Annotated in this window: 14 protein-coding genes; 9 read left to right on the top strand and 5 right to left on the bottom strand. The window is 72.4% G+C overall.

All coding sequences use genetic code 11. The features are described from left to right. Window positions 1-277 precede the first annotated feature (277 nt). The 6 genes from QSK21_RS00540 to QSK21_RS00515 all read left to right on the top strand — a co-directional run bounded on the left by QSK21_RS00540 (window position 278) and on the right by QSK21_RS00515 (window position 5901). Window positions 278-1108 (top strand): mycofactocin-coupled SDR family oxidoreductase, encoded by an 831-nt coding sequence (locus QSK21_RS00540; protein WP_285692659.1) that lies wholly within the window; start codon window positions 278-280, stop codon window positions 1106-1108. 87 nt (window positions 1109-1195) lie between these two features. Further along, a complete protein-coding gene (locus tag QSK21_RS00535) occupies window positions 1196-1759 on the top strand; it encodes a DUF8820 family protein (protein ID WP_285692658.1) in 564 nt (187 codons plus the stop codon). A gap of 16 nt (window positions 1760-1775) precedes the next feature. Next, a complete protein-coding gene (locus tag QSK21_RS00530) occupies window positions 1776-2987 on the top strand; it encodes a DUF6745 domain-containing protein (RefSeq protein ID WP_285692656.1) in 1212 nt (403 codons plus the stop codon). Between the two features lie 331 nt (window positions 2988-3318). Continuing rightward, window positions 3319-3912, top strand: coding sequence for a DUF1989 domain-containing protein (locus QSK21_RS00525; protein ID WP_285692655.1), 594 nt, complete (start codon window positions 3319-3321; stop codon window positions 3910-3912). Window position 3913: 1 nt separating this feature from the next. Further along, the gene (locus QSK21_RS00520) at window positions 3914-5038 is read left to right on the top strand and encodes an oxidoreductase (RefSeq protein ID WP_285692654.1); all 1125 of its coding nucleotides are present in this window, start codon (window positions 3914-3916) and stop codon (window positions 5036-5038) included. Then, window positions 5035-5901, top strand: a complete 867-nt coding sequence (locus QSK21_RS00515; RefSeq protein ID WP_285692652.1) for a polysaccharide deacetylase family protein — start codon at window positions 5035-5037, stop codon at window positions 5899-5901. The genes QSK21_RS00520 and QSK21_RS00515 overlap by 4 nt, the downstream gene beginning before the upstream one ends. Before the next feature lie 14 nt (window positions 5902-5915). On the opposite strand, the gene QSK21_RS00510 is transcribed toward QSK21_RS00515, so the two are convergent. Next, complete coding sequence (locus QSK21_RS00510; RefSeq protein WP_285692650.1) at window positions 5916-7475, bottom strand: PucR family transcriptional regulator; 1560 nt, start codon at window positions 7473-7475, stop codon at window positions 5916-5918. Between the two features lie 111 nt (window positions 7476-7586). On the opposite strand from QSK21_RS00510, the gene QSK21_RS00505 reads away from it, so the two are divergent. Then, the gene (locus QSK21_RS00505; protein WP_285692648.1) at window positions 7587-9014 is read left to right on the top strand and encodes a purine-cytosine permease family protein; all 1428 of its coding nucleotides are present in this window, start codon (window positions 7587-7589) and stop codon (window positions 9012-9014) included. Window positions 9015-9142: 128 nt separating this feature from the next. On the opposite strand, the gene QSK21_RS00500 is transcribed toward QSK21_RS00505, so the two are convergent. Both QSK21_RS00500 and QSK21_RS00495 read right to left on the bottom strand, forming a co-directional pair. After that, a complete protein-coding gene (locus tag QSK21_RS00500; protein ID WP_285692647.1) occupies window positions 9143-9313 on the bottom strand; it encodes a hypothetical protein in 171 nt (56 codons plus the stop codon). 384 nt (window positions 9314-9697) lie between these two features. Further along, on the bottom strand, window positions 9698-10216 hold the full coding sequence (locus QSK21_RS00495) for a 2,4'-dihydroxyacetophenone dioxygenase family protein (RefSeq protein ID WP_285692645.1): 519 nt from the start codon (window positions 10214-10216) through the stop codon (window positions 9698-9700). Window positions 10217-10336: 120 nt separating this feature from the next. On the opposite strand from QSK21_RS00495, the gene QSK21_RS00490 reads away from it, so the two are divergent. Further along, on the top strand, window positions 10337-11044 hold the full coding sequence (locus tag QSK21_RS00490) for a haloacid dehalogenase type II (RefSeq protein WP_285692643.1): 708 nt from the start codon (window positions 10337-10339) through the stop codon (window positions 11042-11044). A 7-nt stretch (window positions 11045-11051) separates the two neighbouring features. On the opposite strand, the gene QSK21_RS00485 is transcribed toward QSK21_RS00490, so the two are convergent. Both QSK21_RS00485 and QSK21_RS00480 read right to left on the bottom strand, forming a co-directional pair. Continuing rightward, window positions 11052-11972 carry a hypothetical protein gene (locus tag QSK21_RS00485; RefSeq protein ID WP_285692640.1) on the bottom strand — a complete coding sequence of 307 codons (921 nt, stop codon included), beginning with the start codon at window positions 11970-11972 and terminating at the stop codon, window positions 11052-11054. Window positions 11973-12088: 116 nt separating this feature from the next. Beyond that, entirely contained in the window at window positions 12089-12667 is a 579-nt protein-coding gene (locus QSK21_RS00480) for a TetR/AcrR family transcriptional regulator (RefSeq protein ID WP_285692638.1), read from the bottom strand. Between the two features lie 86 nt (window positions 12668-12753). On the opposite strand from QSK21_RS00480, the gene QSK21_RS00475 reads away from it, so the two are divergent. Continuing rightward, complete coding sequence (locus tag QSK21_RS00475) at window positions 12754-14166, top strand: MFS transporter (protein ID WP_285692636.1); 1413 nt, start codon at window positions 12754-12756, stop codon at window positions 14164-14166. Window positions 14167-14226 lie beyond the last annotated feature (60 nt).

Below are 14226 nucleotides of genomic sequence, written 5' to 3'. Positions count from 1 at the left end.
CTCGTGGAACTCCTTGATGTCGAAGCGCTTGGCGACCGGCCGCAGCATCCGCCTGATCGGGTCGTACAGGGTCGCGCCCAGATCGCGTATCCCCCGGGCGACGACCACAGCGGGCTCGCCGACCCGGCATCCGACCACGACCTGGCCGGTGAAGGAGAAGACGGGGTCGCGGCTGACCAGCGGCCCCCGGAACAGCACCCGGTGCTTTGCCGCGCGGGCGCCCGGGTGTTTTGGTGGCTATCGGGTGGTTTTATGTTGTCTGGGCCGAGGAGGGGCCATGGGCAGGGTGCAGGGCAAGGTCGCGTTCATCACCGGCGCCGCGCGGGGGCAGGGGCGTTCCCACGCGGTGCGCCTGGCCGCCGAGGGGGCCGATATCGTCGCGGTCGACGTGTGCGCCGACCTGCCCACCGTCCCCTACGACCTCGGGCGGGACGAGGACCTGGCCAGGACCGCCGAGCTCGTCGAGAAGGAGGGCCGCGCCTGCCTCACGGCGCGCGCGGACGTCAGGGACCTGGCGGCGCTGCGCGAGGCCGTGCGAGCGGCGATGGACCGGTTCGGCAGGCTCGACGTCCTGGTCGCCAACGCCGGGATCCTCTCGTTCGGGCGCACCTGGGAGCTCCCGGAGGAGACCTGGTCGGAAATGATCGGCGTCAACCTGGACGGCGTGTGGAAGACCATCCGGGCGGCCGTGCCCGCGATGATCGAGGCCGGTCACGGCGGATCGGTCATCGTGACCAGCTCGAACGCGGGAAAGCGCGGCCTGGCGAACCTGCCCCACTACAGCGCCGCGAAGCACGGCGTGGTCGGGCTGTGCAAGACGCTCGCCGTGGAGGGGGCCGAGTACGGCATCCGCGCGAACACCGTCCATCCGACGACCGTCGGCACCCGCATGGCGCTCAACGACGCCACCTACAGCGTCTTCTTCCCCGGGGTCGAGGCTCCGAGCAAGCGGCAGATCGACGAGGGCTTCCAATCCCTCAACCTTCTGCCCGTGCCGTACATCGACCCGATGGACGTCAGCCATGCCGTGGTCTACCTGGCCTCGGACGAGTCCCGGTACGTCACCGGCAGCCAGTTGTACGTCGACGCCGGCACGACCGAACGCTGATCCGTCGGGTGGTACGGCCAGAAAATCCGTTTCCCCTGCGGATGGACCTCGCTACCGTCCGGCTAAGGAACTTCGCGGGAGGCGGTAGTGAAACTTCTCAGCACGGTGCGGTCGGACGGAGCCGACCTGGCTCACCTGGCCGCCGAACTCGACATTCCCACGATCGCCGGATTGCAGCACCAGGGCGACGTGTCGGTGATCCCGGCCGCGATGGCGCCCGGGGACCACGTGCGCCCGACCACGCGGGTTCCGGCCGCCGGGGTCGCCGTGGTCCGCGGAGAGGCGGGCGGTCACACGCACCTGCTGCTCGCCTCCGGCGACGTCCGCTACGACGCCCGCGGCGCCTCGGACGACATCGTCCTGGGGTCGCTGGAGGTCGGCGAGGGCGCGACCGCGTGGCTGGACCACCCCGAGCACGGCAACACCGGGATCGCGCCCGGCCGGTACGTCCTGCGCCGCAAGCGTGAGGTGGCGCCGCGTCTCCTCGACCCGGGGGCCCGCCGCAAGCGCGAACAGGCCCGCAAGCTGGCCCGTAAGCAGGCGGCACGCGAGCAGGCGGCTCGTGAGCGGGCCGCCCGCGAGCGCGCCGAACTCGCACGCGAGGCGCGCGAGCGGGCATGGAACTCGGCCGTCCGCTTCGTCGCGGACTGACGATGGCGGACTGACGATGGCGGACCTGCGGGACGCGCACGGCCACGGCCCGCCTCCACCGGCGCCGACGGCGGAGCAACAGGCGCTGTTGCCGTCGGTGCGGGACGAGTGGGTGGGCCACGCCCTGGCGGCGCGCCCGGCGGACCGGGCGGCGGCCGAGGAAGGCGTCCAGGACGTCTACCTCGGCGCCGGCCGGACGCCGCCGGAGAACGTGATCTGGCTGGGCTCGCCGATGGCGGGCAGCATCGGCGCCGACATCCGCGCGGGCCGGCTGCCGGTGATCACCAGGCGGGCGTGGCGGACGCTGCCCGAGCGGACCGCCGAGGACATCGTCGAGCGCGTGCCCCCGGACCCTCCCGAGACCGACCTGATCATGCTGGACCCGTTGCCGGCCGGCCTGGCCGGCCTGGAGCGGGACCCGCGATGGGGCGCGCTGCTGACCCGGCTCGGCCGGGAGGTGGCCGCCGCGGTCGAGACGGGGCTGGACAAGGCCGTCGGCGCGGCCGTCGACCAGGTGGCCGCCAACTGGCAGGACGCGTGGCGGCATCCCGAGGCGGGGGCGCTGCCCCGGCTCGGGGCGCTGCCTCCGAGGCTGGCGCCGCGGCTCGCCCAGCTCGACTTCCTCGCACGGTGCGGCGTCTGGGAGCCCGACCGCCACAGCCGGGGCCTGCTGCAGGTGGCACGGGCGGCCGGGGAGTGGTGGCCGATGCGCGACAGCGTGATCCTCACCGAGCGTCCCGCCGAGCTCCACCGCGACGCCGAGGGGCGGCTTCACCATCCGGGCGGACCGGCGGTGCGGTACCCCGACGGTTGGTGCCTGTGGGCGTGGCACGGCGTCACCGTGCCACGCGAGATCATCGAGGAGGACGTCCCAATCGACCGGGCGGTGTCGCTGCGCAACTCCGAGCAGCGGCGCTGCGCCGTGGAGATCCTGGCGGGACGGGCCGGCTGGCGTCAGGTGGCCCGCCGCGCGGGCTGGCCACGGGTCGGCCGGGAGACGCCGGACCCGGGCAACCCCGGGCAGGTCCTCAGCCTCTGGTGCGTCGAGGAGCTGTACGAGGACCACCTGCACCTGCTCGTGATGGTCAACGGCACGGTGGAACGCGACGGCACCCGGCGGGAGTTCGGCGAGCTGGTCCCCGGCTGGATCCGGGACCCGCTGGAGGCCGCCGCCTGGCAGATCGGGCTCACCGCCGCGCAGTACCGCGAGACCGTCCGGCGCACCTGAGCCGGGCGCACCGGGACGGCCCGGCCCCGCATCGGCTGGGCGTCCGTGCCGATCAGCGATACAGCTCGTCGATCGGCTCGGCGCCCAGTGTCTGCAAGAGCTGTGCGCCGTCGTCGGCATCGCGCTCTTCGCGGCAGGGAAGTGCGTTCACGGGTGGTACCACGGCAGGATCTTCACCATGCTGCCCGTGCCGGGCCGGCCGTCACACTGGCTGATCCGCCAGCCCTCGCAGTCAACGATGTGAATGCAGCCATCGCGTTGAGGGTGTGCCGATCGATTTCCTGCTGGTGTGACGACGACACCGCAGACATCCTCAGCGAAGCGTCTGGTGGTGCCCGCGCGTGAGGGACGCGCCGTGCGGGTGGCCGCCGGGGGGCTGTTCAGCGTGGTGAGCCTGGAGGACCGGCAGGTGGGGGACCTGTGGGCGTTCAACGCCCACGACCCGGCCGAGCAGCACTCCGCCTCCCATACACGGGCCGCCACGGACAGGTTGTTTCCGAAGGTCGGCGAGCAGTTCGTGACCGATCGGCGCCGTCCGATCCTGACACTGCTCGCCGACACCTCACCGGGCTGGCACGACATGCTCATCGCCGCGTGCGACCCGGCCCGGTACGCCGGTCTCGGCGCCGCGGGTCACGCGTCGTGCGCGGCGAACCTGCGCGCGGCGCTGGACGAGCTGGGCCTGCCCGCCCCCGCCGGGGCGGTCCCCCAGCCGATCAACGTGTTCATGCGGATCCCCGTCGCGCCGGACGGGAGCCTCAGCTGGCTCCCCGCCGAGACCCGCCCCGGAGACAAGATCACGTTCCGCGCCGAGATGGACTGCGTGATCGTGCTCTCGGCGTGCCCCCAGGACCTTGTCGGCATCAACGCCAGCCGTCCGACGCCGCTGGCCATCGACCTGCCCGCCACTCACCCCAGGAGCTGACATGACCACCACGCACCCGGCCTTGTCTCCGACGCGCCTGGCCGACCTCGAACTGCCGAACCAGCTCGTCGTCGCCCCGATGACGCGGGTGTCGGCGCAGGAGGACGGAGTCCCCACCCAGGACATGGTCGACTACTACGCGGAGTACGCCGCCGGCGGCTGGGGCCTGATCATCACCGAGGGCATCTATACCGACACCCTCTATTCGCAGGGCTACCACAACCAGCCCGGACTGGCGGTACCGGACCACACCGAGGGCTGGAGGAGGGTCACCCAGGCCGTACACTCGGCCGGTGGCCGGATATTCGCCCAGCTCATGCACGCCGGTGCCCTGTCCCAGGGCAACCCGTACAAGGCCGAGACCGTGGCGCCGTCCGCGGTACGGCCGCGGGGCGAGATGATGCCCGAGTACGGCGGGTCGGGGCCGTGGCCGACGCCCAGGGAGATGACCGCCGAGGACATCGAGAGCGCGGTCCAGGGCTTCGCCGACGCCGCACTCGCGGCCCGTGACGCCGGCTTCGACGGCGTGGAGGTGCACGCGGCCAACGGCTATCTGCTCGACCAGTTCCTCACCGACTACACCAATCACCGCGACGACGAATACGGCGGTCCCGTCACCAACCGGGTGCGGATCGTCGCCGAGGCCGTGGCCCGTATCCGCAAGCAGGTGGGCGACGAGTTCCCGCTCGGGGTCCGGCTGTCGCAGGGGAAGGTCAACGACTCCGCCTACCGCTGGCCGGACGGCGCCCGCACCGCGGAGGCGATTTTCACGGCGGTCGCCGGCGTCGGCGCGAGCCACCTGCACGTGGCCAGCGAGGGGCGCGACTGGATCGAGTCGGCCCGGCTGGACGGCGGGGCGACCGTCACGGGGCTGGCCCGCCGGGTGACCGGGCTGCCGGTGATCGCGAACGGTGGCATGCACGATCCCGGCCAGGCCGCCCGGGTGCTCGACGACGGGCACGCCGACCTGCTGTCCCTCGGCCGGGGAGCGCTGGCCAACCCCGACTACCCGCGCCGGCTGGCGTCCGGGGAGCCGCTCGCCGCCTTCGACCACGGGATGCTGGAGCCGTTCGCCACCCTGGCCAACGCCCGTCGCCGGCGCGCCGATGGGGAGCGCGGGCGGTGAGCGGGTGGCGCGGCGACGCCGCCGCGGTGTTCTGCCTGACCTTCGACGTGGACGCGGAGACCCCGATCCTCGCGCGGGGACGTCGCTTCACCGGCCACGCGATGATCATGTCGCACCAGTCCTACGGCCCGGAGATCGGGGTGCCCCGCCTGCTGGACCTGCTCGACGAGCTCCAGGTGCCAGCCACGTTCTTCGTGCCCGGCTGGGTCGCCGAGCGGCGTCCCGGGCTGGCGGCGCGGATCGCCGAGCGGGGCCACGAGGTCGCCCACCACTCCTACAGCCACCGCCCCGCCGCGTCCATGACGCCGGAGGAGGAGCGCGCCGACTTCGAGCGCGCCCTCGCCGTCTTCGCCGACCAGGGCGTCGAGATCGTCGGTTTCCGTGCGGCGCTGTGGGAGGCCACCTACCGCACGCCGGAGCTGCTCGCCGAGCACGGGCTGCGGTACGACTCCTCGCTGATGCACGAGGACCGCCCGTACCTCATCACCACGGGCCGGGGTGAGATCGTCGAGCTTCCTGTCCACTGGAGCCTGGACGACTGGGAGCAGTACGCCTTCCTCCCCGAGCCCCACGTCGGCGCCGTCATCGAGTCACCGGCCAAGGCGCTGGAGATGTGGCGGTGGGAGCTGGACGGCATGCGCCGGTACGGCGGTCTGTTCAACCTGTGCAACCATCCGTTCCTCACCGGCCGCCCCGGACGCGTCGAGGCGTTGCGCCGCCTGATCGAGTACGCCCAGCAAAGCGGTGACGTGCGGTTCGCGCGCTGCCGCGACGTGGCCAAGGCCGCACGCGACGACCAGACCCTCACACGACGCGTCCTGGAACCGCCCACCGTGGACCCGGAGGTCTACCCGCTCCCGTAGCGGCCGAGGCCGGTTCACGGGGCGCGCACGTCCGCCTCCAGCGCCAGGGACAGCTCGACGAAGCCCGCGGTCGTGCCGACGTCGAGATCCGTCAGCTTGCGGATCTTGGCGAAGCGCAGCGTGACCGTGTTGACGTGGACGTGCAGCTCGGCCGCGGTGCGGGCCCGGTGGCCGTCGTTGTCGAAGAACACCCGCAGCGTCCGCTCCAGGTCGCCGCCGTGGGCCCGGTCGTGCTCGCGGATCGGCTTCAGCACGGTGTCGGCGAGGCGGCGCAGCGTCCCGGGGTCGACCGCGCCCATGAGCACGTCGATGCCCAGCTCGCCGAACGCGGCCACCCGCGGGCCGTCCGGCCTGCGGAGCAGCGCCCGGCACGCCTCGCGCGCCTGGAGCAGCGGCTGCCGGAGCGCCACCGCGTCCGCCGCGATCTCCCCCAGGCCGACGACCGGCCGTCGGCCTGGGAACCGGCGGTCGACGACGTCGACCAGCCGCCGTCCCATCCGCGCCAGGTGCCGGTCGGCATGGCGCCACGGCCAGAAAGCCACCGCGTCCTGGGTGCCCGCGGTCACGATGGCGGGCGTGGCCTCGGCGACGAACACCTCGTTGATCGCTTCCGCCAGGCCGGGCAGCGTGGCGGTGTCGCCGTCGGCGAACGCGACCGCCGCCACGGCCAGCGGGCCCGGCCCGATGCCGAACGCCTGTAGCCGTCCGGCCACCTCTCCGGCGCGTTGCGGCCCGGACAGGATCATTTCCAGCAGCTCGGAGGCGAACCGGGTCTGCAACGCCGCCAGCGCCTGCTGCTTGGCGACCTCCAGTCCGAGCAGGCGGGCGGCGTCTTGCAGGGCGGCCTGCTCGGCGCGGCCGATCAGGTGCGCCGGGCGCAGGCACACCAGCGCGGCGTCCACGTTCCCGATCGCGCTGACGATGAACACCGTGGCGCGCCCGGCGGCGCCCAGGTCGATCTCCAGCGGCGGGGGATGGCGGGTCAGCGCCCGCGCCACCGACTGGAGCTGCTCGTCGTCCAGGTCGGCGCCCGCGGCGGCCAGCGGCCGGGCCATGCGGTCGACGACCGCCAACGGCAGATCGTGATCGCGGCGCAGCACGTCCAGCACGCCCGACGCCCCCGCGCGCGAGATCGCGGCGGCCAGGGTGTTGCCCAGCCGCAGCCGGCTCACCAGTTCCCGTTGCCGTACCTCCTCGCGCTGCGCCGCGGCGGCTTGCGAGACCTTGGTGAACGGCACGCGCACGCTGATCTCCATCAGCGGCAGCCCGGCCGTCCGGCATGCCTCGACGAGATCCGGCGGCGTGGTGGTCTGTTCCTCGCGGAGTCCGAACACGATCCCGGCGGCGCCCGCTCCGCGTGCCTTCTCGACGAATACTCGCGACGACACCGGGCCGGTGTGCCACAGCCCGTTGGTCAGCACCAATTCCCCGTCGCGCAGGTAGGGGGACGGGTCGGGCAGCTCGGTGTTGTGCACCCAGGACACCTCGGCGTCCTGAGCGCCGGGCCGGCCGTCCACCAGAACCTTCAGCTCCAGTTCGGGCTTGGCCACCAAGGACCGGATCGTCATCGTCATCACTGTGAGTCTAACCAGATGCAGAGCGTAGAGGCTAGAGCTTTCGCCAGTCCCTGGCGTCCCGGCTCGGTGGTTGTGTGAGGACCCCCACAGAAACAGCGGGAGGTACGCATGACCGCCGACGCCGCCGTCCGACGACGCGAGAGCGGGTTCGACGCCCACGGGATCGAGCCGATCCCGGACGCGCACCGTGACTCCACCCCGACCGAGCAGTGGTGGATCTGGGTGGGCGCGAACATCGCCCCGATCAACTGGGTGCTCGGGGCGCTGGGCCCCGTGCTGGGGCTTTCCCTGATCGAGACTCTGATCGTGATCGCCGCGGGCAACCTCGTTGGATGCGCGGTCTTCGGGGTGTTCAACCTCATGGGACACCGGACCGGCTGCGCCCAGATGCTGCTCGGCCGCGCCCCATTCGGCCGCCGCGGCGCGGTCGTGCCCGCCGTCATCCAGGGGTTGCTCTCGATGGGCTGGGTCGGCGTCAACACCTGGGTCGTGCTGGACCTGGTGCTGGAAATCCTCGCCCGGTTCGGCGTGCACGGCGGCACCGGCCTGAAGTACGTGGTCGCCGCCGGCATCATGGCCACCCAGATGTTGCTCGCCCTGTACGGGTTCTACGCCATCCGCAATTTCGAGAAATGGACCGTGCCGGTCACCGTCGCGATCATGGCGGTGATGACCGTGCTGGCGGTGACGCGCGTGAACCCGGACTGGACCGGCGGCACCGCCGCCACGCCCGGGGAGAAGTTCACCGCCGTCACCCAGCTGCTCACCGCGATCGGCATCGGCTGGGGGCTGTCCTGGCTGCCGTACAGCGCCGACTACAGCCGTTTCGTGCGCACCCGCGCCACCGGACGGGCCGTGTTCTGGGCGACCGCGCTCGGCATCTACGTGCCGACCGTGTGGCTCGCCGCGCTCGGCGCGCTGCTGGCCAGCTCCGGCGGCGAGTCCGACCCCGCCGACCTGATCGTCACCGCGTTCGGCGGGATGGCCCTGCCCGTGCTGTTCCTGGTCCTGCACGGGCCGGTCGCCACCAACATCCTCAACCTGTACTCGTGCTCGCTGGCTGCGCTCACCATGGGCGTGCGCGTCGCCCGGTGGAAGATCACCCTGGTGGCGGGCGCGGTCGCCTCGGCGGTGCTGGCCGTGTTCATAGGGTCGGACGACTTCGCGCACGCGTTCGACCAGTGGATGGTGTCGATCCTGGTCTGGATCGCTCCCTGGGCGGGCATCGTGCTCGTCGACTTCTTCGTCCTGCGCGGCGGACGCCCGGACGTGGCCTCGCTGTACCTCGACGACTCCCCGTACGGGCAGGTCAACCGCCGCGCCCTGGCCAGCCTCGCGGTCGGCGTGGCCGCCGGATGGGCCTGGCAGTACGGGCTGGTGCCGGTCATGCAGGGACCCATCGCCCGCGCCCTGGGCAACACCGACTTCTCCTGGCTGTCCGGCTCGCTGGTGGCCGGTGGCCTGTACTACCTGCTCACCCGCCGCGCCAGGGCCACCGTCCCGACGCGGCGGCACCAGGCGGAGGGAGTGGCGTGAACACCCGCGTCCGAGTTCTGACCACCGGAGGCACGATCGCGTCGCCGCCCACACCGTCCAGCGGCGCCCTGTACGCCGGAACGCTGCGCGCCCCGAAGGCTCGCCGCAGGTCAGAGGGCGGCCAGGGCTCATATGTGAGGAGGGCGGCCGCGGTACCGCACGCGGCTCAGGGACGGGCATCCCGAGTCGCGGACGGCGTCCGGCAGGCCCCAGCGGGCCAGCGCCGCGACCCCGGGCTGGTGGACGTAGTGGGTGGACAGCGTGTCGGACGGGAACGCGGCCCGGTCGAGCAGCAGCACCCGGTGTCCCGCGCGGCCGGCAGCATGGCGGTGGGCGGGCCCGCGCACCGCCCGCCGACCACGATGGCGTCGTACATGGGGGTGCCTCGAATCGGCGCGTGGCGGTGAGCACGCGCAGCCGTGACCGGCGGTCGACCTTGCCGTTGTGGTCGAGCGGCAGCTCGTCCAGGACGGTGATGGTGCGCGGCAGCATGTAGGCCGGGAGGCGCTCGAGCTCGGGAGCAGCGGCGCTGCGCCGTGGAGATCCTGGCGGGACGGGCCGGCCGGCGTCAGGTGGCCCGCCGCGCGGGCGGGACCCGCTGGAGGCCGCCGCATGGCAGATCGGGCTCACCGCCGCGCAGTATCGCGAGACCGTCCGGCGCACCTGAGCCGCCGGTCCGGCGGCTAGCGGTACAGGCTCTCGATCAGCCCGGCGCCCAGTCCGACCTTCTCGTAGTGCTCCTTGCAGAGCGCGATGTAGTCGAACACGTCGAAGGTGCCGACGACCTCGCCCTCCTCGTCGAGCCACAGCAGCGGGCCGGTGACGTTGAAGGTCACCCGCATCGGCTCGTCGCTCTCGTACGCCACCAGCGTGTGCGCCTCGCCGGGGGCCTCGTAGACGAAGTCCCCGGCGGTGGCCACCCAGTCGTGTTCGAGGTATCCCCATTTGCCGGAGATCGTGTACGCGAAGACCTGCTGCGGGTGGTAGTGCCGGTTCACCATCCCGGCGCCGCGCGCCATCAGCACGTCGCACCAGCGGTTCTGGCTGGGGGAGATCCACAGCGGCCGGGTGCCCACCGTCTCCGACAGCGGGGCGAAGTAGCGCTCGTCGTCGGTCGGCGCGTTGGAGATGTAGGACTCCGGCACCGCGTCCGGCTTGAAGACCTGCGGTACCGGCTTGATCCCCCGCCAGAACTCCGTCATGGATCCTCCTCGCCTCGAGTCGATCTCCACGATTCATCGGGGATCGGTCCAAGGCAACCCCTCCGGGACAAGGTGCCCGCGTGATAAGTGTTCGCGCAGGGACGGAACGGAGGGCGGGGCATGTCGCTGGGCATCGAGGCCGCGGTGTTCGACGTCTTCGGGACGATGACCGACTGGCGGTCCAGCGTGACCGGCGAGCTGGCCTCCGCCGGCCGCCGGGCCGGGCTGGACGCCGACTGGCCCGCCGTGGCCGACGCCTGGCGCCGGCGCTACCGGCCCGCGCTGCGGGCCGTCCTGTCCGGTGAGACGCCGTACCGGCCGCTGGACGAGCTGCACAGGACGATGCTGGACGAGGTGCTGGCCGAATTCGGGCTCGACGCGTTCGGCGAGGAGGAGCGACGGGAACTCGTGCGGGCCTGGCACCGCCTGCGCGCCTGGCCCGACGCCCCGCCCGGTCTGGAGCTGCTGCACGCGTCCAAGGTGATCAGCGCGACGTTGTCCAACGGCGGGGTCGGGTTGCTCACCCGGCTCGCCAAACAGGCCGGGCTCCGGTTCGACTGCGTCCTGTCGGCCGAGCTGGTCCGCTCCTACAAGCCGGACCCGCGCGTCTACCTCACCGCCGCCGAGCTTCTGCAGGTCGAACCGCGACGGCTCCTGATGGTGGCCTGCCACCCGGACGATCTCGCCGCGGCGGCTCGGGCCGGCCTGCGCACCGCCTTCGTCCCGCGCCCGCTGGAGTGGGGTTCCGAGGCCACCCCCGTCCCGGCGCCGCCCGACGTGGACCTCGTCGCCGACGACATCGTGGACCTGGCCCGCCTCCTGACCTGATCGCCCGTCACGGGTCGTCCTCAGGGGCGTCCTGCTCCATCACGGTGATCCCGATGACGACGCTGCGGTACGGGTCGTCGGCCACGGGGATCCGGGCGGCTTCCGACTCGCAGGCCAGGCACAGCGCCAGCAGCCTGATCGCGGTGCCCCGAACGGCCGTGTACGGTTCCCGCCCGGTGAACAGCGGGATCGCGATCTCCTCAAGACGGCTCGCGGCGTTCCGTGCCCACGCGCTCGGCTCCGTGCCGTCCAGTGCCCGACGCCCGGCCTGGAGCTGATCGGCCAGCCCATCACCGGTGGGCGCCGTGCCGCCGCGGGACAGCCCGGCGCAGGCCGCGTCGTTCAGGACGCCGGCGACCCTGCGGCGCCACGCGCGTTCCGGCTCCCGGCTGAACAGGTGGTGGCGGATCTCGTAGTACAGGCCCCGTTTGAAGACCCGGTCGAGCGCGCGGTCCAGCAGGAGGGACCCGGTCTCGCCACTGCCGAGGTCCTGGGGCAGGTCTCGCATGGCCTCGTTGACGTGGCTCTTCTGCTTCTGCCACTCCTCCCACAGCTCACCGGCCCGCTCCTTGTCGATGTAGATGTCGGGGTCGGTGGCCTGGTGGTAGCTGGAGTAGGAGTTCCCCTCGATCCTGATGGCCGCGCTCAGCCGGGCGGCGGCGTCGGCCGCGGGGGTGAGGTCGCGATCGGCATCGTGGTCGGGGACGAGGGCGCGGGCCAGGTCGCGTGTGGCCGCTCTTGCCGTCCCGAGTTCGTCCCGGCAGTCGGAGGCCATGTCCTGCGCCACCCAGAGGGCGTGCTCGCCGTAGCGGTATCGGATACTCCGGATCGCCCGGATGACGAGGATCCGCGCGAGCAGCGGCGCCACCCGGTCGACATCGTAGGCGATGTGACGGGTGAGCGTCGCGCGGTCGATTGCCGGTCGCAAGAGGACCTCCCGTCCGCCGCACGAACGTCACGTCCCGGCACATCCAACCACGAACCCCCGTCACAGCGAGATATCCGGACGGTCGCAGCCGAGGGCATCGCCCGGAGGCCGGGGTGTCAGCCGGACAGCACCGACCGGATGGACGTGGTGACCGTGTCGGCGGCCTCGTCCGCGGGGAGGCGCCCGGCGCGTACCTCGGCGGCGGCGCCGTGCAGGATGTAGTGCGTCACGCTGACCAGCCAGGTCACGGACAGGTCGGTGCGGAAGACGCCCTGCCGCCTGCCCCGTTCGATGAGTTCGGTCATGCGCTGGACGGCCGGATCGTGCAGTTCGCGGATCCGTCCCTCCGGGAGGACGTCCTCGGCGGCGGCCAGCAGCGCCGACGACTCCGCCACCAGTTGCCAGCTCGACAGCAGCAGCCGCGTCAGGGCCTCGCGCGCGTCCCCGGTCAGATCGATGGCCGACAGGGTCTCCTCGCCGGCGCGCAGAGCGTCGGTGAGCGCGGCCTCGACCAGGTCGGCCCGGGTGCGGAAGTGCCCGTACAGCGTCATGCGTCCCACGCCCGCGGCCTGCGCGATCTCGTCGGTGGTGGCGTTCGGATCCGAGCTCAGCCGTGCGCGGGCGGCGGACACGATGCGCGCGATGCTGCGCTCGGCGTCGGCGCGGCGCCGGGGACGCGCGGAGGGTGCGGTCATGATCCCCATCGTAACTCGGAGGCGAATGTACGAGTTATGGGTTACCGTCTAACTCGTATGTAGTTGTACGAGTTGGAGGAGTTTCGATGGCTCTGCCGCATGAACCCCGCAAAGCGAAGGTCACGCCACCCGAACCGAACCCCGCGCGATGGCGCATCCTGGGCTTCCTCGGCGTGGCACAGCTCATGTTGATCTTGGACGTCACCGTCGTGGCGATCGCGCTCCCGCACATGGAGACCGCTCTGAGCCTCAGCCGCGAGGCCCTGACCTGGACCGTCAGCGCCTACACGCTCACCTTCGGCGGGCTGATGCTGCTGGGCGGGCGCATCACCGACCTCGTCGGAGGCAAGCGGGTGCTGCTCGCCGGGCTGCTGGTCTTCACCGCCGCCTCGCTGGCCACCGGGCTGGCCACGTCCGCGGAGATGCTGGTGGGCGGGCGTATCGCGCAAGGAATCGGCGCGGCGATGCTGTCTCCCGCTGCGCTGTCGCTCGTGGTGGCCCTGTTCGAGGGCGACGAGCGGAACAAGGCACTGGGCATCTGGTCGGCGCTCGGCGGTGGCGGCGCCGCCCTGGGCGTCCTGCTGGGCGGGTTGCTGACCGCCGGACCCGGCTGGCCGTGGGTCTTCCTGGTCAACGTGCCCATCGGCCTGGTCATCGTCGCGGCGCTCGCCGTCATGCTGCCCGCCCGTCCCGCGCCCTCCGAACGGCCCCGGCTCGACGTCCTGGGCGCGATCCTGGTGACCTCCTCGACCGCCTCGCTGATCTATGCCCTCATCGCGGCCGGCGAGCGCGGCTGGCTCACCGCGCTCATCGGATGGCTCGTCCTCGCGGCGGCCGCGGGGTACGTGCTGTTCGCGGTGTGGCAGCGGCGCGCCCGGTCACCGCTGATGGACGTCCGGCTGCTGGTCCGCCGACCCGTGGCCACCGGCGCGTTCCTCGTCTGGATGGCGACGGCGCTGATGATCGCGGTGTTCTTCCTGGGCACCTTCTACTTCCAGCACGCCCGCGGGTACGGCGCCCTGCGGACGGGCCTGCTGTTCCTGCCGGTGGCCCTGGCCACGATGGTGGGGGCCAACCTGACCGGACGCGTGATCGGCCGGATGGGCGGGCGGCCACCGGCCACCGCCGGCCTGGTCCTGGCGGCGCTCGGCATGGCCGTCCCCGCGATCACCATGGACCCGGTCGGCGTCGTCATCGGCGTGGCCGTCGCCGCGGCCGGCACGGGCGCGATGTTCGTCGTCGCCTCCGCCACCGCGCTCGGCCAGGTCGCCCCGCACGAGGCGGGGATCGCGTCCGGGATCGTGAGCACCTTCCACGAGTTCGGCGCGTCCTTCGGCGCCGCGGTCGTCTCCAGCGTCGCCGCCGCCAGCCTGACCGGGACCACCCTGACCGGTTTCACCCGGGGATTCACCACGGCCGCGATCGCATCGGCGGTCGGCATCGCCGCCGCCTTCCTGACCCCCGGCCGCCCGCAGCCGCGGACCAAGGAGATCGCCTAGCCAACGGAACCCGTACGAGCTCCTCCGCACGACGCGGGGGAGCTCCTGTTCGTCCCGGCG

The sequence above is a fragment of the Actinomadura sp. NBRC 104412 genome (assembly GCF_030269515.1).
GTDB lineage: Bacteria > Actinomycetota > Actinomycetes > Streptosporangiales > Streptosporangiaceae > Spirillospora.
The sequence above is the reverse complement of the archived record's forward strand: the minus strand, read 5'-3'. Positions and strand labels throughout refer to the sequence as shown.

Excerpts from the sequence above, each read along its gene's own strand:
- QSK21_RS00520 (WP_285692654.1), top strand. The coding sequence starts at position 3,914 with ATGACCACCACGCACCCGGCCTTGTCTCCGACGCGCCTGGCCGACCTC.
- QSK21_RS00490 (WP_285692643.1), top strand. The coding sequence starts at position 10,337 with ATGTCGCTGGGCATCGAGGCCGCGGTGTTCGACGTCTTCGGGACGATG.
- QSK21_RS00530 (WP_285692656.1), top strand. The coding sequence starts at position 1,776 with ATGGCGGACCTGCGGGACGCGCACGGCCACGGCCCGCCTCCACCGGCG.
- QSK21_RS00475 (WP_285692636.1), top strand. The coding sequence starts at position 12,754 with ATGGCTCTGCCGCATGAACCCCGCAAAGCGAAGGTCACGCCACCCGAA.
- QSK21_RS00540 (WP_285692659.1), top strand. The coding sequence starts at position 278 with ATGGGCAGGGTGCAGGGCAAGGTCGCGTTCATCACCGGCGCCGCGCGG.
- QSK21_RS00505 (WP_285692648.1), top strand. The coding sequence starts at position 7,587 with ATGACCGCCGACGCCGCCGTCCGACGACGCGAGAGCGGGTTCGACGCC.
- QSK21_RS00480 (WP_285692638.1), bottom strand. The coding sequence starts at position 12,667 with ATGACCGCACCCTCCGCGCGTCCCCGGCGCCGCGCCGACGCCGAGCGC.
- QSK21_RS00510 (WP_285692650.1), bottom strand. The coding sequence starts at position 7,475 with ATGACGATGACGATCCGGTCCTTGGTGGCCAAGCCCGAACTGGAGCTG.
- QSK21_RS00495 (WP_285692645.1), bottom strand. The coding sequence starts at position 10,216 with ATGACGGAGTTCTGGCGGGGGATCAAGCCGGTACCGCAGGTCTTCAAG.